The organism is Streptomyces sp. NPDC012835 (assembly GCF_042900885.1).
Lineage (GTDB): Bacteria > Actinomycetota > Actinomycetes > Streptomycetales > Streptomycetaceae > Streptomyces.
The window spans coordinates 366,436-389,638 of sequence record NZ_JBIBBW010000004.1; the positions used below are offsets into that span (position 1 = coordinate 366,436).

A 23,203-nucleotide genomic window follows, 5' to 3' on the forward strand; every position below is an offset into this window, starting at 1 on the left:
GCGCGCAGAATCGACTCTCTAGGCCGATTGGCTATTTGTCATCCATACCACTCAATCTGGTGATGTATAGCGGCAAAACGACCCATAAGTGCAGCAGGAACGTTGACCCTGACATGGAACCCAGAGAGCTGTGGGAGCGTCACTCCGTACTCGCCGTGGCGTTCTGCGGCAGCGACGACCAGGTGCGGGACGCGCAGGGCGTCCTCGACGAGGCGCAGGCCGCCCGGACACGGATGCTCGCCGCCTTCGCCGTGACCGTCGGCAGTGACGGCGCCGTGGCGGATCTGCTCGGGCTCACGGAGCGCGAGGTACGGATCGCCCGGCGCACGGTCGGCAAGGACGACGCCCGTACGGTCGCCGAGTGCCTCCTCGCCGTCGAGCCGGCCGAACGGCAGCCCCGTTCACAGCCCCAGGGCCGGCCCGAGCCGCCGGGCGGGGCGACCGTCGCCGGGCCGGCGGCCGAGGCCGGGGAGTCCACCGGACCGCAGGCGAAGGGGGTTCCGTCGCACCCGGGGCAGGCCGCACAGGCCGGGCAGTCCCCGCAGGCCCCCGCGCTGCCCGCGGCGGAGTCCACCTGGTCGGCCGCGCTGGACGCGGTCCTGGTGGGCAGTTGGCACACCGGCCTCGATCTGACGTCCCTGGCGGCGGAGTTCGGGCTCGACCTCGCCCAACTGATCGCGCGGGCCCAGAAGCTCACCGCCGAGGGCCGGCTCAACCAGCCCGCGTCGCACGAGGACCGGGCGGGCCGGCACCGCCGGCTCGACGCGGTCCAGGCCGAGCAGGGCGGGCACTCCCCCGGCGCCCCCTCGGGCCAGGCGGTTCCCGGCCCCCGGCCCAACGACGACATCTCGTGGCAGCAGGCCCCGCCGCACACGCCGCCGTGGGACAACACCACGACGGCGGGGACCGATTGGAACGGCATCGTCAGTCAGTGGAGCAACGCGCCCGCGACGCAGTCCTGGGAGTACTCCGCTCAGTACGGCTGACCGGCGGCGGTCGGTACGGGCAGTCGGTACGGGCAGTCGGCACGGCGCGGTGTCATCCGGTGGCGGGCCCGGCCGGGAGCAGATGCGCGCCGGACCTGTCGGTGCTCAGGCACAGCGAGCAGACCACCGCGTCGTGCGCGGGGCAGGCGGCCAGGTCGGGCCGCTCGAACTCCTGCCGGCACACGTGGCACTCGTACCGCACCGCGCTGGGGTTGCCGTCCTCGTCGAGCATCGGCTCGTCGATACCGTCGTCGGCGCGCCGCAGGTAGTAACGGCCCCGGGTGACCACGGCCATCAGCGGGGTGACGACGAAGGCGATCAGCGCGGCCGCGACCGGCGAGTAGGGCTGGAGCCTGTCGCCCAGCGCGTGGAAGTACATGGCGATCGACAGCCCGGACGCGGCGACGAAGGCCACCACACCCACCGGATTGACCGCGTGGAGCATGCCCCGGCGGAATTCGGGGGCCAGGGGGGACAGTTTCAGCACGTACTTGTTCACCATGATGTCGGTGGCGACGGTGACGATCCAGGCGATGGCGCAGTTGGAGTAGAAGCTGAGGATGTCGTTGAGGAAGCTGAACATGTCGGCCTCCATCAGGATCAGCGCGAACGTCAGGTTGACCAGGACGAAGACCATGCGGCCCGGATAGTGCCGGGTGACCCGGGTGACGGAGTTCGTCCACGCCAGCGAACCGGAGTAGGCGTTGGTCACATTGATCTTGATCTGGCTGATCACGACGAGCACCACGGCGAGCGGTACGACCAGCCACGACGGCATCATCGCGTCGAAGGCGCCCCGGAACTGCTGAATGGGCTCGGTGGCCGCCGCCGGGCCCACCTCGGAGAGGATGTACACCGCCAGGAACACCCCCATGGCCTGCTTGAGCGCGCCCAGCACCACCCATCCGGGGCCGGCCATCACCACCGCGGTCCACCAGGCGCGCCTGTTCGCCGGGGACTTGGGCGGCATGAAGCGCAAGTAGTCGATCTGCTCGCCGATCTGGGCGATCAGCGAGAGACACACCCCCGCCCCCAGCAGCACGGACGCCGTGTTGACACCGCCGTCGCCGCCGTCGCCCGGGTACGCGAGGAAGCGGGTGACCGTACCCGGATCGGTGCTCACCAGGTAGAGCAGCGGACCCACCATGAGCAGCAGCCAGACCGGTGTGGTCCACACCTGGAGTTTGCTGAGCGCCTTCATCCCGTAGATCACCAGGGGGATGACCATCAGGGTGGAGACCAGGTACCCCAGCCACAGCGGCAGTCCGAGACCCAGCTTCAGTCCCTGGGCCATGATCGAGCCTTCGAGTGCGAAGAAGATGAAGGTGAAGCTGGCGAAGATGACGCTGGTCAGGACCGAGCCGTAGTACCCGAAGCCGGACCCCCGGGTGATCAGATCGAGGTCGATGTTGTAGCGCGCGCCGTAGTACGCGAGCGGGAAACCGGTGAGGAAGATGACGGCGGCGGCGAGGGCGATGGCCGCCAGCGCGTTCCCGGTGCCGTGGGTGAGGCCGATCCCCGCGCCGATGGAGAAGTCGGCGAGGTACGCGATGCCGCCGAGCGCCGTCGTGGCCACGACCATCGGGGTCCAGCGGCGGTAGCGGCGCGGGGCGAACCGCAGTGTGTAGTCCTCCAGCGTCTCGCTGACGGCGCGGTCGGCGCCGCCGCCCGCACCATCGGCCGGCCCGGCGGCCCCGTCCCGCGGATCCCCGGAGCGTGCGGCTTCGGAACTTCGGTCGTCGGCCTGTGAAGCGCCCTGCGGAGCCGCCTCCGACGGAGCGCCGGCGGGCGCCGCCGTAGGCCGCGATTCGATGCTCATGTCACGCCTCCTGTGGGGGATGAGGGCGCGACGCCGGGGCCCGGACCCCGGGCAGCGAGCACGACCCCGTGGCGACCGCGCGTTCAACGCCGTTCCCACCGCGGCACGTTAGGCAGTGCGTGTTACCCGCTCACGGTCCGCAGGTCACAGCCGCGTTTCCGAGTGGTCCCGGGAGGCCGGGAGAAGACACATGAGCACCTGAGAAAAAGAACGCCCGGCAAAAGGGCAACGCCCGCACCGCCAGGTCCCCGTGGGGCCCGCCGCCCGCTCGTCAGGAGGTGTGCGTCAGCCGTCAGGAGGTGTGCGTCATTCCGCGGCGGCCGGCTCGAACCACGCCGGCTCGTCCGTGAGCGCCTGCTTGATCCGGAACATCGCGAACTCCGGCAGGTCGGGTAGCGCGTCGACCGGGAACCAGCCCACCTCCAGGGACTCGTCGTCATTGACCCGCGCCTCGCCGCCGAGCGCCCGGCAGCGGATCGCGGTGTCCATGAACTGGCAGTGGTCCCCGTTCGGGTAGACAACCGGCTTCAGCGTCTCGACGAGCACGATCCGCTCCGCCACACAGCGCACGGCGGTCTCCTCGTACACTTCGCGCACCGCCGTGACCGCGGGCTGCTCGCCCGGTTCGGCGATGCCGCCGATGATCGACCAGCGCCCCGTGTCGGCTCGGCGCCCGAGCAGCACGCGGCCCTCGTCGTCGAAGACGATGGCGCTCACCCCCGGCAGGAAGAGCAGTTGGTGGCCCGCCGTGGCCCGGATCCGTTCGATGAAGTCAGGAGTTCCCATGAAACGACCCTAACCGGCCTGCGTACGGCGCCTGTCGCGTACGGAACGCAGGACGGCCCAGCCGATCCCGGTGGCGGCGACGGCCGCGAGCAACCCTTCCGGGATGGCGCCGAGACGGGTCGCGGGCGTGAGCGAGGTGCGCAGCGGTACGGTCTCGACGAGCGCGTCGGGCGTGAACATCGCCGTCTGCCGGACGACCGTGCCGTCGGGCCGGATGATCGCGCTGACCCCACTGGTCGCCGGGACCACCACGGACCTGCTGTGCTCCACGGCGCGCACCCGCGACATGGCGAGCTGCTGGTACGTCATCTCGCTGCGGTCGAAGGTCGCGTTGTTGCTGGGTACGGCGATCAGCTCGGCGCCCGCCTCGACCGGGTCGCGGACGGCTCCGTCGAAGGCCGCCTCGAAGCAGGTGGCGAGCCCCACCTTGGTGCCCGCGAGGTCGAACAGCCCGACCTTGTCCCCCGGTCCGAAGTCCCGCTGGACGCGGTCGACATCGGAGTTGAAGAGGCGGACGACGGAGCGCATCGGGATGTATTCGCCGAACGGCTGCACATGCCGCTTGTCGTAGGTGGCCGTCGGGCCGCTTCCGGGCTCCCACCGGATCAGTGTGTTGCGCAGCTTGCCGGTGTCGGGGGCGAGCACGGCGCCGATCACGGTCGGCACCCCGATCGCGTTCACGGCCCGGTCGATGACCGCCCGCGCGTCCGCGTTGCGGTACGGATCGAGGTCCGAGGAGTTCTCGGGCCAGAGCACGAAGTCGGGCCTGGCCACCTTGCCCGCCCGCACGTCGGCGGCGAGCTGCTCGGTCCTGCGGACGTGGTTGTCGAGTACGGCGCGGCGCTGGGAGTTGAAGTCGAGCCCGGCGCGCGGCACATTGCCCTGGATCGCGGCGACGGTCGCCGTGCCGCTCTGCGCGCTGTCGCTCACCAGCGGCAGGGCGGCGAGGGCGCCCGCGACCGGGGCCAGGACGGAGACGGCTGCGGCGGTCACCGCCGTGCGGGGCACCTGCCCCGTCGCGCGGTAGGCGAGGACCCGGCACACCACCTCGTACAGTCCGAAGCCGCACAGGACGACACCGAAGCCGAGCAGTGGGGTGCCGCCGAGAGCGGCGAGCGGCAGGAAGACACCGTCTGCCTGGCCGAAGGCGATCTTGCCCCAGGGGAAGCCGCCGAACGGCACCCGCGCCCGCGCGGCCTCGCCGAGGATCCACACCGCGGCGGCCCACAGGGGCCGGCCGGGCAGCCGGCTGACAGCGGCGACGCCGAGCCCCACCGCGCCGACGAACAGCGCCTCGACCGCCGCCAGACCGAGCCACGGTACGGGGCCCACCTCCGCGCCGGTCCAGACGAGCAGCGGCAGCAGGAATCCGAGTCCGGCGAGATAGCCGAGGCCGAAGCCGGCCCGGAGCCGGCGCCCGTACAGACTCCAGGCGAGCAGGGCGAAGCCGGGCAGGGCCAGCCACCACAGGGAGCGGGGCGGGAAGCTCGCGTAGAGCAGGACGCCGGAGAGTACGGCCCCACCGGGCCTGACCAGCCGTCGCAGCAGGCGCCGCCCGCCGCTGGGCGCGGGGGCGGAGGGGGTGGGTTCGGCGGTGGTGATGGTGGCGCTCACTCGGCGGAGTCTACGTGGACGGTCTTCCTCCGGTCGGTGCGACCGGCTCGCCTCCGCGCGCGAGGAACCCGCGCGAGGGGCGGTGGCCGCCGCCGCACGGGCCTCCTCCGGCCGGCGATGAAGCTTCGCATTCCCTCCACAAAACCATGTTCCTGCCGATACCGTATGCGCCAGTCCATGCCACTTGGCCGAATCCGGCCGTCGTGGGACAGGACCTGGCACAGCTGAGGGGTGGGACACGATGGCCGCACCGGTGGAACGGCCCGCGGTGCCGGAGGCGGCACGGGACCGGGGCAGAGCCGCCGACGTGCTGGCCGCCGCGATGCTCGGCGGCTGCGCGGCGTGGGCGCTGATCAGCGCGGCGGCGGGCGGGGGCAGGCCGGAGGGGGTGCTGCTGGCCGTGCTCGCCGTCGCCTCGGGGTATGTCTGCGGCCGGATCTCCGGGTCGCTGGTGCCGGTGGCGACCTCCGGCGCCATGGCGCTGCTGGGGCTGGCCGGGGCGGTGGCATCGAGTCAGGGGGCGTTCGGTACGGCCCTGACGGCCGCCACCCCGCCCGGCGGCACGGGCGCGGTGGCCGCGCTGCTGGTGCTGGCCGCCGGGGCGGCGTGCTGCGCGGCCTCGGCGGCCCGGCGGGCGCGGACGCGGTCGGCGCTGTGGCTGTTCGCGTTCGTGATCGCGGGCGTCGCGGTGGTGCTGGGGTCCGTCGTGGGCTTCCTCGCGACGCTCGGTGTCCTGCTGTGCTCGCTGGCGGCGGAACGGGTGCGGCGCCGGGCGGTCTGGCTCGCCGGGTTCGCGCTGCTGACGGCGGTGGTCGCCGGAACAGACTGGGCGGTGGCCGAGCGGGCGCTGCCCGAGGGGCTGTCGGTCTCGCTGGAGGGGCAGCTCGGCCGGCATCAGGTGCGGCTGTGGGAGGAAGCGGTGGCATTGGCGAAGGAGCGTCCGCTGCTGGGTGTGGGGCCCGACCGGTTCGGCGATCTGTCCCCGGCCGCCGCGCAGTCGCTGGTCAACGACGGGAAGCCGCACTCGGCGCCGCTCCAGCAGGCGGCGGAACAGGGCGTGGTGGGGCTTGTGCTGCTGGGTGCGGTGTTCATCGGGCTGCTGATCGCGCTGGGCCGCTCGCCCTGCTCCACTCCGGTGGCCCTGACCGCCGGAGCCGCCCTGACGGGGGTGGCCGCGCTGGCGAGTGTGGGCGACGCGCTGAGTTTCACCTCGGTGACTGCGGGCGCGGGACTCCTCGCGGGACTGGCCACGGCGCGGCCCACCGTCGTACCACCGCCCGTCGCACCGGCGGTGTGGCAGGACAGCCGGGGCACCGCCCGCGCCTGACCGGGGACGGACCGGAGACCGATGCGGCGGCGATGGAGCGGCCCCGCCGCATCGGCCTCCGCGGAGGGGCCGCGAGCCCGTCAGGGTCAGGTACGGAAGGGGCCGGCGTCCGGGCGCCTGGGCGGCCGCACCGCTCAGACGCCCGCCGGGTCCGGCTCGGGCAGCGGGCGCAGCCGGCCGCGGATCACCCGCACCGCGGCCTCGGCGTCGTCCACCGTCACCGTGAAGATCCGGCCGTCGCCCAGCTTGAGGACCACGCCCTCGCCCCTGCGCACCACCACGGCCGTGCCCATCTCGGGTCGCCAGCGGTATCCCCAGCCGCCCCACTGGCGCGGGGTGACCTTGGGGACGAAGTCGGCGTCCACGACGTGGGCCAGCAGGATGCGGCGGCGCGGCAGGCCCATGTGCCCGCAGCGCACCTCCAGGCAGTCGCCCTCGATCCGGACGGCCACGTGCACGAAGGCCAGCGTGCCGAAAAGGATCAGCAGACCGGCCGCCACGCAGCCGACGACGGACATCAGCAGCGCGGCGATTCCGGAGGTCCAGTTGGAGTCGACGGCCAGCTCCACACCGAGCGCGACGCACGCGGCGCCCGCGGCTGCCAGCAGCCACTGCGCGCGGTTGGTCGCTCGGCCGGTCCAGGTTTCGGGCGGGGGCTCAGCGGAGTGGCCCTCTTGCCGGGGGTGCTCCCTCATGCCCAGCAGCGTACTCAGATTCCGGGCGTACGGGAGCGCTGTGGACCGCCGGACGGGGGGATACGGTCACCCGGCCACGGCTCACCCCCAGGGCACCCGGCACGCGCCCGGACCACGGCTCACGGCTCGCGGCACGGCGTCCGCACCCGTAGCCGTAGCCGTAGCCGTAGCCGTAGCCGTAGCCAAGCGTCCGCCTCCGTCAGCGCGGCTGTCCCACGGCGGTCAGAAGCCGTCCCTCGGCGTAGGCCAGCGCGTTGGCCGGAAGCTCGCTCTCCACTCCGCCGAGCAGCACCGTCAGCCGGGCCATGGGCCGCTCGGCGGGGTCGCCCGCCGGGTCGGCGGCCGGCTCTCCGATACGGCGCAGGGCCTGGGCGGCGACGGCGCCGGCCGACCCGAGGAGGCGGGGGGCCGGCAGGCCGGGCCGCTGGACGGCCGTGCGGATGCGGTCGGCGACCAGCTCGTAGTGGGTGCAGCCGAGGACGACGGTCCGCACGTCGTGCGGCGTCCGCGCGGCGGCCGCGGCCACGGCCCGGTCGATCGCCGCCTCGTCGGCGTGCTCCACGGCGTCCGCGAGACCGGGGCAGGGCACCTCGGTGACCGGGACATGGGAGGCGAAGTCACGGATCAGGCCGCGCTGGTAGGGGCTGCCGCTGGTCGCCGGGGTCGCCCAGATCGCGACCGGCCCGCCGCCCGCCGCCGCGGGCTTGATCGCCGGGACCGTGCCGATCACGGGCAGCAGCGGCTCCCACTCGGCGCGGAGCGCGGGCAGGGCGTGCACGCTGGCGGTGTTGCAGGCGACGATGAGCGCGTCCGGGCGGTGCTCGGCCGCCGCGCGGGCCACCGCGAGCGCCTGCTCGGTGACGTCCTGCGGAGTGCGGGGCCCCCACGGCATGGTGTCGGGGGCCGAGGAGAGCACGAGATCGGCGTCGGGGCGCAGTCCCCGAACCGCGCGGGCCGCCGCGAGCAGGCCGATTCCGGAGTCCATGAGCGCGATCTTCACCCGGTCACCATAGTCGACGGCACTTGCGGTCAGCGCGTCGTGGTGCAGACTGCGGCGAATGAGTGCCGTTGCCTGGATCGCCGTGGGTTCGCTGACCGCCTGGGGCTGGCTGTTGCTGGGTCAGGGGTTCTTCTGGCGTACCGATCAGCGGCTGCCCGGACGCGGGGGCGAAGCGCGGGCGGAGTACGAGCGTCTCAGGCGCCCCAAGGAGCTGGGCCAGGACGACCTGGCGCTCCCGTGGCCGTCCGTCGCGGTCGTGGTGCCCGCGCGCGACGAGGCGGCGGTGCTCCCGGAGTCACTGCCGTCCCTCCTTTCCCAGGTCTATCCCGGAGAGGCCGAGATCTTCCTCGTGGACGACGGCAGCTCGGACGGTACGGGCGCGCTCGCCCGTGAACTGTCCGCGCGGTACGGCGGTCTGCCGCTGACGGTGGCGTCGCCCGGCGATCCGGAACCGGGCTGGACCGGCAAGCTGTGGGCGATGCGGCACGGCATCGCGCTGGCCAGGTCCGGCGCCCGCGCCCCCGACTTCCTGCTGCTCACCGACGCGGACATCGCTCATGAGCCGGACAGTCTGCGGGAGCTGGTCGTCGCCGCCGAGGCACACGATCTGGACCTGGTCTCGCAGATGGCGCGGCTGCGGGTGGCCAGCGCCTGGGAGAAGCTCGTCGTGCCGGCGTTCGTGTACTTCTTCGCGCAGCTGTATCCGTTCCGCTGGATCAACCGGCCCGGCGGCCGGACAGCGGCGGCGGCCGGGGGCTGTGTGCTGCTGCGCACGGAGACGGCCGTGCGGGCGCGGGTGCCGGACGCGTTCCACCAGGCCGTCATCGACGACGTCTCCCTGGCCAAGGCGGTGCGGCGGGGCGGGGGCCGGATCTGGCTCGGGCTGGCGGAGCGGGTGGACAGCGTCCGTCCGTACCCGGAACTGGCCGATCTGTGGCGCATGGTCTCGCGCAGCGCGTACGCCCAGCTCCGACACAATCCGCTGGTTCTCGTGGGGACGGTGGCGGGGCTCGCGGTGATATATCTCGCGCCGCCCGTCGCGTTCTGCGCCGGGGTGTTCGGCGGGGACGCGGTGGCGGGTGTGCTGGGGCTCACGGCGTGGGCGGTGATGACGGGGACGTACATCCCGATACTGCGCTACTACCGGCTCTCGCTGTGGCAGGCCCCGGTCCTGCCGCTCACGGCGTCGCTGTATCTGCTGATGACGGTCGACTCGGCCGTACAGCACTACCGGGGGCGCGGCGCCGCCTGGAAGGGCCGCACCTATGCCCGTCCGAATGCCGCCCCGGACCCCGGTGACACCGGGGCCGCGGGGGGCCCGGCGTAGACCGGCCGGTCGCGGGCGCCCGCATCCGGCCGGTCTTCGGCGTAGGTCACTTCCTCCCTGGTGTCCAGTTCATGCCCCATCCATAGGCGTAATCGATGGTGCGCTGCGGGCTCACGCCGCGTTCGGGTACCAGAAAGCGCGCTTCGCGCTGGACGACGAGATCCGAGCCGGTATTGGTGATCAGCGCCAGCGAGCACACTGTCGAGGGAACGGTGCATTCCCCGAGCGAGAAGTCGATCGGAGCACCGTGCTGCGGTTGAAGAGTGACCGTCGCGTCGAGATCCGCGAAACTGCTCGCGCCTTCATAGATGGTCACGAAGATGACGAGGCGGCGCAGCCGGTCCTTGTGATCCAGGTTGACGGTGAGGTTCTCTCCGCTGTCCGACCCGCCGGTGCGGTCGTCGCCGTCGAGATGGATGTACGGCGGCCTGTCGAGTGCGCCGAAGGCATTGCCGAGTGCCTGCACCACACCTTTGCGGCCGTCGGTCAGTTCATAGAGGGCGCACAGATCCAGATCGAGTTCGCTCTGCGCGGCGAAGGCGCTGCCGAGTCTGGCGCCCCAGCCCTTGAGTTGTTTGCGCGACCGCCAGCTGAGGTTGACGCGCATGATGCCCGAGGTGCCGCCCTGTTTCGCCAGGGACACGGACGGGGTTTCCTTGGTCAGCGTCACCTTGCTCAGCCGTACGGGAGCGGTCGGCGGGGCCGGCGGGGCCGTTGGCGGGCTCGCGGGCGTGGCGGCAGGTGCCGGTGACGGCGGGGCGGGCGGGTACGCGGGGGCGGCGGCGGGTGGTGGTACGGGAGGAGCGGGGGGCGTTGCGGGAGCCGGCGGCGCGGGCGGCCCGGCCGGTTCGTCGACCGAGATCCCGAAGTCCGTGGCCAGACCGGCGAGTCCGCTGTCGTAGCCCTGTCCCACCGCCCGGAACTTCCACTGTCCCTGACGGCGGTACAGCTCGCCGAGGACGAACGCCGTCTCGACGCTCGCGTCGTGGCTCTCGTACCGCGCGATCTCGGTCCCGGCCCCGGCGTCCAGCACCCGCACCCGGAGTTCCGGCACCCGGCCGAAGGTGCCGCCGTCGGCCGAGGCGGCCAGGACGATCCGTTCGACGGTGGGCTCCACGCGCGTGAGGTCGACGGCGAGGGTGTCGGTGAAGCCGTTCCCGCCGGACCGCTTCCCCTCGTGCCGTACCGCCCCCGAGGTGTGCTCCGGCTGGTTGTAGAAGACGAAGTCGGCGTCGGAACGGACCTTGCCGGACACGAGGAGCAGCGCGGAGGCGTCGACGTCCGGCACCCCCGGTCCTGAACCCCATCCCAATTCCACCCGGACAGCCGGTGCGGACACCGGAAGATTCGCTCCTTTAAGCATGGACATGATCGCCCCCATCATCAGTCGCGGCGCCCGAGGATTCCATCCGTCCAACCTAATCGGCGCAGCCCCGGCGGACCCCGGCGGGACCCGCCGGTAACCCACCGTCAGCTCGCCCTTTACACGATCCAAACACGCGAAGACGACCGATTTTCCCAAGTTCGCTCGCATTGGGGATCCGAAGTCACCCACACCTCCCAAAACAAGCGCCTTACCGACTCCCCAACCCGGCGCACCGTGGCTTAACTTATGTTCCATGACCTCCCCCCGCTCCACCTACGGCGGCGGCTACTACTCCGCGCCGTCCTTCCCGGACACCCCTATCTACGACTCCCTGGTCGCGGAGCGGGGCACGCCTCAGATCGCCCCGATCCGAGTGCCCGCCGCGTACGACACGAACAACAGCTACCTGCCGGCCCTGCCCGCCGCTCTCCCGGCGCTGCCGTCGGGACCGTCGCAGTCCATGCCGTCGTACGGCGGCGGCTACCAGCAACAGCAGCAGATGCAGCCGGCGCCGCAGCCCATGCCGCTCCAGCAGGCACCGGCGCCGTACATTCCGCAGCAGAGCGCGCCGCGCGGCTACCCGGGCCAGCCCTACCCGCAGGCGCAGCAGCCCCAGCAGCAGCCGCAGCGCCCGATGCCCGGTACGGGCTACGAGGCGATGCGTCCCGCGGCCCCCCGGCCCGTGCCCGCGCAGCCCGCCGCGTACGACGACCCGTACAACCGGCCTTACCAGACCCGGGGGTACTGACCGGAGCCACCGTTCCGCGCTCCTCGGTGGTCCGGGCCGCCGGAGATCGAGGGCCGGTGGCAGGATGGCGTCATGCCGAAGCCGCCCGACGCCGTTCTGCACGCCCTGTGGGTCCATCCGGTCAAGTCGATGGCCGGGCACACGCCGGCCGGCGCCGTCGTGGAGCCGTGGGGGCTTGCCGGGGACCGGCGTTGGACGCTGATCGACGGAACGGGGAAGGCGGTCACGCAGCGTCAGCAGCCGCGGCTGGCGCTCATCGCGGTCGAGCCGCGGCCGGACGGCGGGGTCCGGCTGTCCGGCCCGGGTCTGGAGCCGCTGACGGTCGCGGTGCCGCCGGCGGGAGGCCCGGCGGGGAGGACCACGGGCGGGGGCGCGGCCGTCGGCACGACGGTGGTGGACATCTTCGGGACGCGGGTCGAGTCGGTGCCGGCGGCCGCCGGCCCGTGCGATGTGCACCGTCGGCTGAGCAGGTACCTCGGGGTGGAGGTCAGGCTCGTGCATCTCGACGACCCGGCCCGGCGGCGGCCCGTCGATCCGGACTACGGGCGGCCCGGGGAGACGGTCAGCTTCGCGGACGGGTTCCCCCTGCTCGTCACCACGCTCGCGTCCCTCGACGCCCTCAACGCCCTGGTGCGGCAGGGGGATCATCCGGCGGAGGCGCCGCTGCCGATGGACCGGTTCCGGCCCAATCTGGTGGTGGCCGGGACGGAGCCCTGGGCGGAGGACGGCTGGCGGCGCATCGCCGTCGGGGAGGTGACCTTCCGGGTGGCCAAGCCCTGCGGGCGGTGTGTCATCACCACCACGGACCAGCGCACGGCCGAGCGCGGCCGGGAACCGCTGCGCACCCTGGGCCGCCACCGGCGCTTCGACGGCCGGCTGGTCTTCGGGCAGAATCTGGTCCCCGAGGGCACCGGCACCCTGCGGGCGGGCGACCCGGTGACCGTCCTGGAGCGCCGTGCCCCCGCTCCCGCCGGTCCTCCCAACGGCGCCGCGCGGTAAGTCTGTTGGGGCGGTGTGGCAGCTGAAAGGACGGCGCTGAGGACCGGGTGAGGTTGCTCTCTCTTCCCGGCCGTCGCACGCGTTCTCGGTGGCCCGGGGCTACAACGGAGTGCGGAAGGGGGTGCGGAACTGTGCGCACCATCGTGGGACTGCGGCGCTGGCGGCGCAACCCCCTGTGCCGCCGCACCGATCTCGTCGAGGCATGGCTGGCACTCGCCGCCGCCGTGCTGATCGCGCTGGCAGCGCCGGCGGTCGGCCTGGTCTGCGCGGACACGATCGACGCCTCGCTGCTCGAGACCGTACGGCTCCAGCAGGAACAACGGCACCGTACGAAGGCCGAGGTGGTCGCGGTCCCGAAGGAGCGCGGCATGATCGTGTACGACGTCGAGTCGCCCGAACAGCGCGACCCGGGCCGCCGGGTGGTGGCCACCTGGCGCGCGCCGGACGGGTCGGCCCGCACCGGCACGCTCTCCTCGCCACTGCGCGCGCCGCGCCCCGGCGACACCTTCGTCTTCTGGACCGACCGGGAGGGCGACGAGGCACGGGCCCCGATGACCGCGACCGCCGCCCGGGTCCACTCCGCCCTCGCGGGCTTCGGATCGGCGGTGCTGGCCGTCGCGTTGGTGGAGTGCGGCCGACGGCTGATCGTATGGCGTCTGGTACAACGGCGGTACGAGCGGCTGGACCGGGCGTGGGCGCGGACCGGTCCCGACTGGGGGCGCACCGGGGCGGGCGGCTGAGCCGCCCGCCCGGTACCGTCGCAGGCCGGGCCGGACCCGGCTCTCGCGTCAACTGCGCGGCGCCACGCGCGCTACGGTGGTGCCGCCCGGTCCGCAGCCCAGGCCGGGAAACGGGGGCAGGCCCCCGGAACGGCACGGCACGGGCAATCGCACGAGGTGGGGACAGAACAACGCCATGGCACAGGGCACGGTCCAGGTGACGCACACCGGCACATCCCGTTGGCGCCGCCGCACGGGCGAGTACGCCTCTCTGGCCGCGGCCCTGGAGGCGGCGGGCGACGGCGACATCCTCACCGTCGCGCCGGGCACGTACCGGGAGAACCTCGTGGTCACCCGGGCGGTGACGCTGCGCGGCCCGGAGGGCTCGCTCGGCTCCGTCCGTATCGCGCCCGCCGACGGCGTGCCCCTGACGGTGCGTGCCTCGGCCACCGTCCAGGACCTGCATGTGGAGGGCCAGGACGCGACGGCCCCCGCGCTGCTGGTGGAGGACGGCACTCCCGATCTGGCGGATCTGCGGATCGTGACCCGCTCCGCTGCGGGCATAGAGGTGCGCGGAGCCGCCAGGCCCACCGTCCGCCGCTGCACGGTGGACAATCCGGCCGGCGTCGGCATCGGGGTGCTCGACGGCGCGGGCGGGGTGTTCGAGGAGTGCGAGATCGTCGCGGCCGGGCAGGCCGGCATCTCCGTGCGCGGCGGCGCGCACCCCCGGCTGGAGCGCTGCCGCGTCCACCACGCCTCGGGCTCCGGGCTCTCGGTGACCGGCGAGGGCAGCGGCCTGGAGGCGATCGGCTGCGAGGTGTACGAGATCAAGGGCACCGGTGTGCAGATCGCGTCCCGTGCCGCCGCCCATCTCACCGACTCCTCGGTGCACCGCACGTCGGCCGACGGGATAACCCTGGACACCGACGCGGTACTGACCCTCTCCGACTGCGACATCCATGACATCCCGGAGAACGCGGTCGATCTGCGCTCCCGCTCGGTGCTGACCCTGACCCGTTCCACGGTGCGCCGTTTCGGGCGCAACGGACTCTCCGTCTGGGATCCGGGGACCCGGGTGGACGCCAACCAGTGCGAGATCCACGACAGCACGGGCGACTATCCGGCGGTCTGGATCAGTGACGGCGCGACCGTCGTGCTCGACTCCTGCCGGGTGCACGACGTGCCCGACGCGCTGTTCGTCCTCGACCGGGGCTCCCGCGCCGACGTGGTCGACAGTGACATCTCCCAGGTGCGCAACACGGCGGTGTCCGTGAGCGACGGCGCGACCGCGCAGCTCGACGACTGCCGGATCAGGGAGGCGTCCACCGGAGCCTGGTTCCGCGACCACGGCAGCGGCGGCACCCTCAACTCCTGCACGATCGACACCGTCCAGACCGGAGTGATCGTCACCAAGGGCGCCGACCCCACCATCGAGCGCTGCACGGTGACCTCGACCGCCGAGGCCGGCTTCTACGTCTCCGCCGAGGGCCGGGGCACCTTCCACAACTGCCGGGTGACGGGCAGTGGGGGATACGGCTTCCATGTGATGGACGGCTGCCGTACGACGCTCACCCGGTGCCGTACGGAGCGGTGCGCGCGCGGTGGGTACGACTTCGCCGAGGACGGGCCGACCGCCGAGGACTGCACCAGCGACGAGAGCGGTGTGCTGGCCCCGCCGTCCCCCGGCGCGTCCTCCCCGGCCGCCGAGGCTCCGGCCACGCTGACCGCGCGGCAGTCCTCCCCCGGACTCCTCGGCGCGCTTCCGCCGGCCCCCGCCACCGTCACCGCGGCGCCGGACACCGCGCCCGCGACGACGGCGCGTGACGCCGAGGACGTCCTCGGCGAACTCGACGCGCTGGTCGGCCTGGAGAGCGTCAAGCGCGAGGTGCGGGCGCTCACCGACATGATCGAGGTGGGCCGCCGTCGCAAGGAGGCGGGCCTCAAGGCGGCCTCGGTCCGCCGCCATCTGGTCTTCACGGGCAACCCCGGCACCGGGAAGACGACGGTGGCCCGGCTCTACGGCGAGATCCTGCACTCCCTGAAGGTGCTGGAGCGCGGCCATCTCGTCGAGGTCTCCCGGGTGGACCTGGTCGGCGAGCACATCGGGTCGACGGCGATCCGTACCCAGGAGGCGTTCGACCGGGCGCGCGGCGGGGTGCTGTTCATCGACGAGGCGTACGCCCTCTCCCCCGAGGACTCCGGGCGGGACTTCGGCAAGGAGGCCATCGACACGCTGGTGAAACTGATGGAGGATCACCGGGAGGCGGTGGTGGTGATCGTCGCCGGGTACACCGCCGAGATGGACCGCTTCCTGACCGTCAACCCCGGTGTGGCGTCCCGTTTCTCACGGACCATCACCTTCAACGACTACGAGCCCGAGGAGCTGCTGCGGATCGTGCGGCAGCAGTCGGACGAGCAGGAGTACCGGCTGGGCGAGGGCACGGCCGAGGCCCTGCTCAGCTACTTCACGGCCCTGCCCAAGGGGCCGGCCTTCGGCAACGGCCGTACCGCGCGCCAGACGTTCGAGTCGATGGTGGAGCGGCACGCCGGCCGGGTGGCGCAGCTGCCGCAGACCAGCACCGACGATCTGACCCTGCTCTACCCGGACGATCTGCCCGAACTGTCCTGAGCGCGCCGCTCGTCGCGCTGCGGGGGCAGCAGTGGTGGGGGCAGCCGGTCGAGCAGTGCGGTGCGTTCCTCCGCGAAGACGGGGTCGGCCTGGTAGTCGGAGTGCCCGAGGATCGGCTCGGGCAGCGGGTGTTCCACCGTACGGCTGTAGGCCGACGGATCGGTCAGCGGTCCCCGGTCGACCTCGGGGCGCTCGCCTCGGGCGGGGACTCTGACAGGCCCGCCGATGGGGTCGGTGGCCCGCCACAGGTTGCGCCAGCAGTGCACCTCGCCTGACAACTGGGCCAGTTGGCCGGTGCCGAAGTAGGCGGGGAACCAGCGGCCGTACAGCCGCTCCAGGGGCGAGCCGTACGTCAGCAGCGCGACGCGGTGGCGGGTGGCCGCCGGCAGCTGCCAGACGGCCGCGGCGGCCAGCACGCTGCCCTGGGAGTGGCCGGACAGGACCAGTCTGCCGCCGGTACGGCCGGTCCAGGCGACGATGCGCCAGGTCAGGTCGGGGACGGCGCGCTCGGCGTAACAGGGCGGTGCGAAGGGGTGCGCGGCGCGCGGCCAGAAGGTGCCCACGTCCCACAGGATGCCGATGGTGCGGCGGGCCGAGGGGTCGCGGTAGGCACGTCGGCCCCAGGTGACGAAGAGGACGAAGCCGAGCCCGATCAGCCAGGAGCCGACCGCCTGCGCGCTGTCCGCGACGGATTCCACGAACGAGTCGGTGCCGCGTGCGGCCTGCCCCGGCACCTCGCCGCTCAGCCACGATCCGGCGACGGCGGCGGCGCCGAGCAGCAGGGCGGAGCCGGCGATCACCCCGACCAGCCGGGGCATGGCGTCGGTGAGCGCGGCCCTGGCACGGGCGCCCGCCACCTGACGGCTGCGCAGGGTGTCGCCGCGCACCGGGCCGTACTCCTTTTCGACGCCGGGGACGAGCGCGCGGGCGGTGCGCGCGGTGCGGACGGCGAGCACGCCCGCCGGGACCAGCAGCATGACGATCAGCACCGGGATGATGGACGCCTGCCAGCTCAGCAGCACCGGCGGACCGGGGATGAGGCCGCCGCCCATGCCGGGGGTGGCGTCGCCGTCCAGCCAGTCGGCGACGCGCTGGGCCACGCCGCCGGTCATCACGCCGCCCAGGGCGCAGGCGAGCATCGCGACGGCGGGCCCGCCGAGGCCGCGCATCGCGGTGCGCGGCTGCGGCACACGGCCGTACAGCCGGTGGGCGATCACGACGAGCGCGACGATCAGCACGACCTGCGCCAGGGCGAGCCCCCGGAAGATGAGATTGCCGGGGACCGCGCCGCCGGAGACCCAGTCCGGCCGCGACCAGCCCGCGTACACGACGGCGAGGGCGAGGACGACGAGCGAGCCCTCGGGCAGCCGGGTGGTCAGCAGCCCGTCGAGGGAGCCGTCGCGCCTGCGTTCGCTGCGGCCCCTGCTGCACACCACCCACACGACGACGGCGGCGCAGCACAGCAGCGTCGCCTGGAGCAGCACGCCGATCGCCGCCAGTGGCAGGCTCCCGGTCCGCCGGTCGTGGGCGGCCCCGGCGGCGGTGAGCGCGGCGGCGACGGTGAGGAATCCGGCGGCGGTGTGCGCGGCGCGCAGCCGGGCGACGAGCCTGCGGCCGTACCAGAAGCCGGGCCGGCCGAGCGCGGGCCGTACGGTCTCGGCGGCGGACGGCCCGGGGGCGGTGGGGCCGATGCGGACACTCGGACGTTCGTCGCCGGGCGGACGCTGGGCCTCGTACGCGCTCCAGGTCCGGTTGGAGAGGTACCACAACAGCGCCACCAGCGCCGTCGGCACCGTCGCGGCCAGGGCGAGCCTGCGGCCGGGCTGCGACCACCAGCCGTGCCGCTCCGGTGACAGGAAGCCGAGCCAGGAGCGGTGGGCGACGCACTCGGCGGACCCGGCGCACTGCCACGCCGTCAGGTCGAGGGCGACCTCGCAGGCGGCGGCCGTCAGCAGGATGGTGAGGGTGAGCGCGACAAGCCGGACCAACACCCCGTACATCCGCTGGGACTTGGCGAGTCCCCTGCTGGCCGGCCGCATCCAGTGGGCGAGGTTGACCACCATGAAGGGGAGCAGCAGCAGCCACAGGGCCCGTGAGCCGTTGCCCGAGGTGAGGTGGGACCAGCAGTACGCCTCCGGGATGGGGCGGTCGCGGTAGCGCTCGGGGTGCAGCTCGGCGTCGACGTCGTCGGGGCGGCGGTACACGGCGGCGGTCTCGTCGCCGGTGATCCTGACGGCGCGCGGGTCGTCGAGCATCTGCTGTGGGGTGGCCCCGCCGACGCCGTGGACGAGCAGTTCGAGGGCGGCTCCGCCGCTTCGTGGTTGCGGTGTCTGCGGTTCCGGTGTGTCAGGGGGCACTTGGGGGGCTCGCTCTCACGGTGACAGGACAGGGGGGTGGCGGGAGAGGGAAGGGGCCGGTACGGGGCAGAGGTCGGAGGCGGGGGCGGGGGGCACGTGCGGAGACGGAAACGGAGACGGAACGGTGGCACGGCGGCCCACCAGAATCGCCCACGACAGCCGTCGCGCACCCGGTCGTCACCGAATCTCCCCTGCCCCCGCCACCGCCAACCACCGGGGCGGGTGCCGGGTCCCCGTGCGAGGATGAGTTCCCCATGGACGAAGCGGAAGGACCCGCCAGGCGGTGAGCGACAATCAGAGCCTTCTCGCGGAGCAGCGCCGCGCCCTGATCCTGGACGAGGTGCGGCGGCGCGGCGGGGTCCGTGTCAACGAGCTGACGCGCCGGCTCAATGTCTCGGACATGACGGTGCGCAGGGATCTGGACGCGCTGTCCCGGCAGGGCGTGGTGGAGAAGGTGCACGGCGGCGCGGTGCCGGTGGTCGAGGCGAGCACGCACGAGCCCGGTTTCGAGGCGAAGTCCGCGCTGGAGCTGACCGCCAAGGAGGACATCGCCCGCGCGGCGGCGGCCCTGGTCCAGCCGGGGAGCGCCATCGCGCTGTCCGGCGGGACCACCACGTTCGCGCTGGCGCGTCATCTGCTGGATGTTCCCGAGCTGACCGTGGTGACCAACTCGACGCGGGTGGCCGATGTCTTCCACACGGCGCAGCAGCAGACGGGCGGGGCGGGCGGGGCGCGGCCGGGAGCGGCCATGGTGGTGCTGACGGGCGGGGTGCGGACCCCGTCGGACTCGCTGGTCGGTCCGGTGGCCGATCTGGCGATCCGCTCGCTCCACTTCGATGTGCTCTTCCTCGGGGTGCACGGCATCTCGGTGGAGGCCGGTCTGTCCACACCGAACCTCGGGGAGGCGGAGACGAACCGGCGCTTCATGCGGTCGGCCCGCCGGGTGGTGGTCGTCGCGGACCACACCAAGTGGGGGAAGGTCGGGCTGAGTTCGTTCGCCACCCTCGGCCAGGTCGACACCCTGGTGACGGACGCCGGGCTGTCGGAGGGGGCCCGTGAGGAGATCACCGAGCACTTGCCGGGGCTGGTGGTGGCGGGCCCGGATACCGAAGCGGACCCCGGCCGCCCCTAGGCAGGGGCCCGGACGGTCCTGCGGGGGCCGTACGGACCACGTCCGGCGGCCGGCGGCCCGCTGTGGACGTGCGCCGCGCTGTGGCGGTGTGCGGCCGTGGGACGCGGTCCGGCCTACGATCGCCGGGTGAGCGTCTTCCGTATCGACCGTACGCCCCCGCTCCTCGCCGACGAGGCATGGCGGCGGCTCACCGACTGGCCCGCGCACGCCAACGGGGTCCCGTTCACCAGGATCTCCGTCGTGACCCCGGGCCCCACCCGGGTCGGGACGCGCTTCGTGGCCCGCAGCGGGATCGGCCCGGCCGCGTTCGACGACCCGATGGAGGTCGTCCACTGGCAGCCGCCCGCGCCGGGCGTGCCGGGCCGCTGCCGCCTGGAGAAGCGCGGCAGGGCCGTCACGGGCTGGGCCGAGATCCGGGTACGCGAGGACGCGGCCGGCGGGGGCGTCACCCGGGTGTGCTGGGAGGAGGACCTGCGGGTGGGCCGGCTGCCGCGCCTGTTCGATCCGCTGACGGCGCGCACCGGACGGGTGGTGTTCGGGCGCGCCGTCGACCGTCTGCTGCGCGGTCGCCCCGGGGACCGCCCGGGTGGGGGTCCGGACGGCCGCTCAACCGGGCGCCCTTCGGACAGTCCTGACGATTGATCAGCTCCTGGCCGATCGGTGACCGGGCCCTCGGTCGGTCAGGACTCCTCGAAGTAGGTGTCCAGAACCTTGTCGAGGTCCGCCGTCCACTCCTTCAGGCTGCTCCTGGCCGGGGCCTCGACCTCGGCGGTGAACCAACGGCGGTCGGAGACGTGGACGGTGACGGTGAACCGCCGGGCGAACCGGGGGGTGGTGATCTCCACCGCGCCGATCTCGTCCCAGCGGAAGTCGGCCTCTTCCTCGTCCAGCCGGAACCTGACCCCTTCGTGGTCGGCCGCGATCGAACCGCGCCGGTCGCTGACCTCGAAAACGGGGCCGTCCGCGGTGTCCGCCGTCTCAGCCTCCGCTGTCTCGGGCTTCTCGGGCTCTGCCTCCTCCTCCGGCTCAGCCTCGGCGTCAAAACCGTCCGGCCGGCCGGCTCCCTCCGGGACGGCGTCGTCGAGGACGGTGCCCCCGGGTTCCGGCTCCACGGCCGGATCCGTCTTCTCCTCCGTCGCGGTGTCCGACGCCCCGGGGCGGGGGGCCGTCAGTCCGGGGATGTATGCCGGGTCTGTTCCCACGGCGAACTCGGGCTGGATCTTCGGATCTATGCGCTGCTCCACGGCGGGCAGTATGGACGACGAACCTGTATGAGGCCAGTGGCCCCCTTGTGAACCGGCCGGTGTCGCCCGGTTCACTCACCTTTTCGGCCGGGGTCCACCCCGTCCAGGAGCGTCATTTCCTCCGAAGTGAGGCGTAGCGTCCCGGCGGCCACGTTGGCGGTCAGGTGATCGGGATCACCGGTGCCGGGGATGGCCAGCACGTGCGGCCCCTGCTGGAGGGTCCACGCCAGCCGGACCTGGGCGGGCGACGCGCCGTGCGCGCGGGCGACGGCGAGCACCTGCGCGTGCTCGCTCCCGGTCACCCCGGCTTCGCGCCCCGCCCCCGCTATCGCGTAGAACGGCACGTAGGCGATGCCCTGTTCGCCGCAGGACCGCAGGATCGCGCGTTCTTCGGCGGGCGCGCCGATCCCGTACGCGTTCTGCACACAGACCACCGGGGCGATGGACCTCGCCTCGGCGAGCTGGGGGGCGCGGACGTGGGAGATGCCCAGATGGCGGATGAGCCCTTCGTCGCGCAGTTCGGCCAGCGCCCCGAAGTGCGCGGCGATCGACGCGTCCTTGGCGCTGCGCGGCAGGCGCAGGTTCACCACGTCGAGGTGGTCGCGGCCGAGCTGGCGCAGGTTCTCCTCCACCTGACCGCGCAGCAGCTCGGGGGTGGCCCACACCCATTCGCCCGAAGGGTCCCGGCCGGGGCCGACCTTCGTGGTGATGACCAGCCCTTCCCGGTACGGGTGCAGCGCCCGGTTGATCAGTTCATTGGCGGAGCGCAGCGGGGAGAAGTAGAAGGCGGCGGTGTCGATGTGGTTCACGCCGAGTTCGAGTGCCCTGCGCAGGATTCCGGTGGCCCGCTCCCGGTCGCTCGGGGTGCCGTCGGCGTTCGCCGTCAGACGCATCGCGCCGAATCCGATCCGGTTGACCTTCAGGTCGCCGAGTTCCCAGGTGCCTGCCGACGCCGCGTTGATCATCTCTGAAGTCATGGCCGGAGTATGACCGTACGACTGTCCGGCGGACCGAGCGCCCGTCGCTCTGCGCGGGTGCCGGTGGAGCCGGGAGGCGCCGGCCGGAGCCCGGGAGGTGTCCGAGAGTCAGTCCGGCCAGGACCCCGTCGCCAGGAAGCGGTCGAGTGTGACCGTGTACGGGGCGATGTCCAGGCCCTGTTCGGCCAGCCAGGCGTCCGAGTAGTACTTGTCGAGATAGCGGTCGCCCGGATCGCAGAGCAGCGTGACCACGCTGCCCGTGGCGCCGGCGGCGACCATCTCCGACACGATCCTCAGCGCGCTCCACAGCCCGGTGCCGGTGGAGCCGCCCGCCTTGCGGCCGATGGCCCGCTCCAGGACCCGTACGGCGGCCACGCTCGCCGCGTCCGGCACCTTCATCATCCGGTCGATGGCGCCGGGCACGAAGCTCGGTTCCATCCGGGGCCGGCCGATGCCCTCGATGCGGGAGCCGCGCTCGCTGCGCGCACCGGGGTCGTGGCGGGTCCAGCCGTCGAAGAAGCAGGAGTTCTCCGGGTCGGGGACGCAGATCCGGGTGTCGTACTGCATGTAGTGGACGTAGCGCGCGATGGTCGCGGAGGTGCCGCCCGTGCCCGCCGTGGCGACGATCCAGGTGGGCTCCGGATAGCGTTCGAGCCTCAGCTGCTGATAGATCGACTCGGCGATGTTGTTGTTCCCCCGCCAGTCGGTGGCCCGCTCCGCGTAGGTGAACTGGTCCATGAAGTGGCCGCCGGTCCTGGCGGCCAGCCCGGCGGACTCCTCGTAGATCATCCGGGCCTCGTCCACGAAGTGGCACTGTCCGCCGTGGAATTCGATCAGCCGGCACTTCTCGGGACTCGTGGTGCGCGGCATGACCGCGATGAACGGCACGCCGATCAGTTTCGCGAAGTACGCCTCGGAGACGGCCGTCGAGCCGCTGGACGCCTCGATCACCGGTTTCCCGGGCCGGACCCAGCCGTTGCACAGTCCGTAGAGGAAGAGGGAACGCGCCAGCCGGTGCTTGAGGCTGCCGGTCGGGTGGGTCGACTCGTCCTTGAGGTAGAGGTCGATGCCCCACCGCTCGGGCAGCGGGAAAAGCAGCAGATGCGTGTCGGCGGAGCGGTTGGCGTCGGCCTGGACCTTGCGTACGGCCTCCTTGAGCCACGCGCGGTAGCCGGGATCGCTGCGGTCCATGTCGATGGTGGCCGTGGCGCGGCCGTCGGGGGACGGCAGGGGACCCGTGGCAGCGGGTCCGGCCGTGGCGCGCGTCCCGCCCTCGCCGGACCCGGCCCCGCCGCCGGCTCCGGAACCGGCTACGTCTCTGTGCGTCATGTGCGGCGTTCCTCACTCCTCGATCCGGACCCCGACCGCACCGTACCGCCATCACCTGCGCAAACGCTGACTTTGGGGTTCCATAGGGATGCCTACTGGAGGGAGCGCGCGGGTACGGGCCGGGACGGGCGGGAGCGCTGCGCGGGGTG

Annotated in this window: 19 protein-coding genes; 9 read left to right on the plus strand and 10 right to left on the minus strand. The window is 72.9% G+C overall.

All coding sequences use genetic code 11. The features are described from left to right. Positions 1 to 113: 113 nt before the first annotated feature. Positions 114 to 986: a hypothetical protein gene (locus tag ACFY6S_RS19775; RefSeq protein ID WP_388819234.1), complete on the plus strand. Its 873-nt coding sequence runs from the start codon at positions 114 to 116 to the stop codon at positions 984 to 986. 52 nt (positions 987 to 1,038) lie between these two features. Here ACFY6S_RS19775 and ACFY6S_RS19780 read toward each other — a convergent pair whose 3' ends face one another. The 3 genes from ACFY6S_RS19780 to lnt all read right to left on the minus strand — a co-directional run bounded on the left by ACFY6S_RS19780 (position 1,039) and on the right by lnt (position 5,205). Then, complete coding sequence (locus ACFY6S_RS19780; protein WP_388819236.1) at positions 1,039 to 2,805, minus strand: purine-cytosine permease family protein; 1,767 nt, start codon at positions 2,803 to 2,805, stop codon at positions 1,039 to 1,041. 306 nt (positions 2,806 to 3,111) lie between these two features. Then, the gene (locus tag ACFY6S_RS19785) at positions 3,112 to 3,591 is read right to left on the minus strand and encodes an NUDIX domain-containing protein (RefSeq protein WP_388819239.1); all 480 of its coding nucleotides are present in this window, start codon (positions 3,589 to 3,591) and stop codon (positions 3,112 to 3,114) included. A gap of 9 nt (positions 3,592 to 3,600) precedes the next feature. Further along, the gene (lnt, locus tag ACFY6S_RS19790) at positions 3,601 to 5,205 is read right to left on the minus strand and encodes an apolipoprotein N-acyltransferase (protein WP_388819242.1); all 1,605 of its coding nucleotides are present in this window, start codon (positions 5,203 to 5,205) and stop codon (positions 3,601 to 3,603) included. Positions 5,206 to 5,446: 241 nt separating this feature from the next. On the opposite strand from lnt, the gene ACFY6S_RS19795 reads away from it, so the two are divergent. Then, the gene (locus ACFY6S_RS19795; RefSeq protein WP_388819245.1) at positions 5,447 to 6,532 is read left to right on the plus strand and encodes an O-antigen ligase family protein; all 1,086 of its coding nucleotides are present in this window, start codon (positions 5,447 to 5,449) and stop codon (positions 6,530 to 6,532) included. A gap of 134 nt (positions 6,533 to 6,666) precedes the next feature. On the opposite strand, the gene ACFY6S_RS19800 is transcribed toward ACFY6S_RS19795, so the two are convergent. Further along, a complete protein-coding gene (locus tag ACFY6S_RS19800; protein ID WP_388819248.1) occupies positions 6,667 to 7,227 on the minus strand; it encodes a hypothetical protein in 561 nt (186 codons plus the stop codon). A 199-nt stretch (positions 7,228 to 7,426) separates the two neighbouring features. Continuing rightward, entirely contained in the window at positions 7,427 to 8,227 is an 801-nt protein-coding gene (locus ACFY6S_RS19805; protein ID WP_388819251.1) for a glutamate racemase, read from the minus strand. 58 nt (positions 8,228 to 8,285) lie between these two features. On the opposite strand from ACFY6S_RS19805, the gene ACFY6S_RS19810 reads away from it, so the two are divergent. Further along, complete coding sequence (locus tag ACFY6S_RS19810; RefSeq protein ID WP_388819254.1) at positions 8,286 to 9,554, plus strand: glycosyltransferase; 1,269 nt, start codon at positions 8,286 to 8,288, stop codon at positions 9,552 to 9,554. A gap of 46 nt (positions 9,555 to 9,600) precedes the next feature. On the opposite strand, the gene ACFY6S_RS19815 is transcribed toward ACFY6S_RS19810, so the two are convergent. Further along, complete coding sequence (locus tag ACFY6S_RS19815) at positions 9,601 to 10,923, minus strand: TerD family protein (RefSeq protein ID WP_388819257.1); 1,323 nt, start codon at positions 10,921 to 10,923, stop codon at positions 9,601 to 9,603. A 250-nt stretch (positions 10,924 to 11,173) separates the two neighbouring features. Between ACFY6S_RS19815 and ACFY6S_RS19820 the strand changes: the two genes are divergently transcribed. The 4 genes from ACFY6S_RS19820 to ACFY6S_RS19835 all read left to right on the plus strand — a co-directional run bounded on the left by ACFY6S_RS19820 (position 11,174) and on the right by ACFY6S_RS19835 (position 16,015). Further along, positions 11,174 to 11,668, plus strand: coding sequence for a DUF6643 family protein (locus tag ACFY6S_RS19820; RefSeq protein ID WP_388819260.1), 495 nt, complete (start codon positions 11,174 to 11,176; stop codon positions 11,666 to 11,668). 72 nt (positions 11,669 to 11,740) lie between these two features. Beyond that, entirely contained in the window at positions 11,741 to 12,667 is a 927-nt protein-coding gene (locus tag ACFY6S_RS19825; RefSeq protein ID WP_388819263.1) for an MOSC domain-containing protein, read from the plus strand. Between the two features lie 131 nt (positions 12,668 to 12,798). Next, positions 12,799 to 13,407 carry a hypothetical protein gene (locus tag ACFY6S_RS19830; RefSeq protein WP_388819266.1) on the plus strand — a complete coding sequence of 203 codons (609 nt, stop codon included), beginning with the start codon at positions 12,799 to 12,801 and terminating at the stop codon, positions 13,405 to 13,407. 175 nt (positions 13,408 to 13,582) lie between these two features. Further along, on the plus strand, positions 13,583 to 16,015 hold the full coding sequence (locus tag ACFY6S_RS19835; protein ID WP_388819269.1) for a right-handed parallel beta-helix repeat-containing protein: 2,433 nt from the start codon (positions 13,583 to 13,585) through the stop codon (positions 16,013 to 16,015). Here ACFY6S_RS19835 and ACFY6S_RS19840 read toward each other — a convergent pair. After that, entirely contained in the window at positions 15,985 to 18,372 is a 2,388-nt protein-coding gene (locus ACFY6S_RS19840; protein ID WP_388819272.1) for a hypothetical protein, read from the minus strand. The genes ACFY6S_RS19835 and ACFY6S_RS19840 overlap by 31 nt on opposite strands. Before the next feature lie 283 nt (positions 18,373 to 18,655). Here ACFY6S_RS19840 and ACFY6S_RS19845 point away from each other — a divergent pair, with 283 nt between their 5' ends. After that, positions 18,656 to 19,504: a DeoR/GlpR family DNA-binding transcription regulator gene (locus tag ACFY6S_RS19845; protein ID WP_388819275.1), complete on the plus strand. Its 849-nt coding sequence runs from the start codon at positions 18,656 to 18,658 to the stop codon at positions 19,502 to 19,504. 126 nt (positions 19,505 to 19,630) lie between these two features. Beyond that, positions 19,631 to 20,146 (plus strand): SRPBCC family protein, encoded by a 516-nt coding sequence (locus tag ACFY6S_RS19850; protein ID WP_388819278.1) that lies wholly within the window; start codon positions 19,631 to 19,633, stop codon positions 20,144 to 20,146. Positions 20,147 to 20,184: 38 nt separating this feature from the next. On the opposite strand, the gene ACFY6S_RS19855 is transcribed toward ACFY6S_RS19850, so the two are convergent. From ACFY6S_RS19855 to ACFY6S_RS19865, 3 genes are all read right to left on the minus strand, one after another. Further along, a complete protein-coding gene (locus ACFY6S_RS19855; RefSeq protein ID WP_388819281.1) occupies positions 20,185 to 20,748 on the minus strand; it encodes a hypothetical protein in 564 nt (187 codons plus the stop codon). Positions 20,749 to 20,819: 71 nt separating this feature from the next. Next, positions 20,820 to 21,725 carry an aldo/keto reductase gene (locus ACFY6S_RS19860; protein WP_388819284.1) on the minus strand — a complete coding sequence of 302 codons (906 nt, stop codon included), beginning with the start codon at positions 21,723 to 21,725 and terminating at the stop codon, positions 20,820 to 20,822. A gap of 108 nt (positions 21,726 to 21,833) precedes the next feature. After that, positions 21,834 to 22,916, minus strand: coding sequence for a PLP-dependent cysteine synthase family protein (locus ACFY6S_RS19865; RefSeq protein WP_388819836.1), 1,083 nt, complete (start codon positions 22,914 to 22,916; stop codon positions 21,834 to 21,836). Positions 22,917 to 23,203 lie beyond the last annotated feature (287 nt).

Excerpts from the sequence above, each read along its gene's own strand:
- ACFY6S_RS19775 (WP_388819234.1), top strand. The coding sequence starts at position 114 with ATGGAACCCAGAGAGCTGTGGGAGCGTCACTCCGTACTCGCCGTGGCG.
- ACFY6S_RS19835 (WP_388819269.1), top strand. The coding sequence starts at position 13,583 with ATGGCACAGGGCACGGTCCAGGTGACGCACACCGGCACATCCCGTTGG.
- ACFY6S_RS19785 (WP_388819239.1), bottom strand. The coding sequence starts at position 3,591 with ATGGGAACTCCTGACTTCATCGAACGGATCCGGGCCACGGCGGGCCAC.
- ACFY6S_RS19865 (WP_388819836.1), bottom strand. The coding sequence starts at position 22,916 with ATGGACCGCAGCGATCCCGGCTACCGCGCGTGGCTCAAGGAGGCCGTA.
- ACFY6S_RS19820 (WP_388819260.1), top strand. The coding sequence starts at position 11,174 with ATGACCTCCCCCCGCTCCACCTACGGCGGCGGCTACTACTCCGCGCCG.
- ACFY6S_RS19800 (WP_388819248.1), bottom strand. The coding sequence starts at position 7,227 with ATGAGGGAGCACCCCCGGCAAGAGGGCCACTCCGCTGAGCCCCCGCCC.
- ACFY6S_RS19815 (WP_388819257.1), bottom strand. The coding sequence starts at position 10,923 with ATGTCCATGCTTAAAGGAGCGAATCTTCCGGTGTCCGCACCGGCTGTC.
- ACFY6S_RS19810 (WP_388819254.1), top strand. The coding sequence starts at position 8,286 with ATGAGTGCCGTTGCCTGGATCGCCGTGGGTTCGCTGACCGCCTGGGGC.
- ACFY6S_RS19860 (WP_388819284.1), bottom strand. The coding sequence starts at position 21,725 with ATGACTTCAGAGATGATCAACGCGGCGTCGGCAGGCACCTGGGAACTC.
- ACFY6S_RS19795 (WP_388819245.1), top strand. The coding sequence starts at position 5,447 with ATGGCCGCACCGGTGGAACGGCCCGCGGTGCCGGAGGCGGCACGGGAC.
- ACFY6S_RS19780 (WP_388819236.1), bottom strand. The coding sequence starts at position 2,805 with ATGAGCATCGAATCGCGGCCTACGGCGGCGCCCGCCGGCGCTCCGTCG.
- ACFY6S_RS19825 (WP_388819263.1), top strand. The coding sequence starts at position 11,741 with ATGCCGAAGCCGCCCGACGCCGTTCTGCACGCCCTGTGGGTCCATCCG.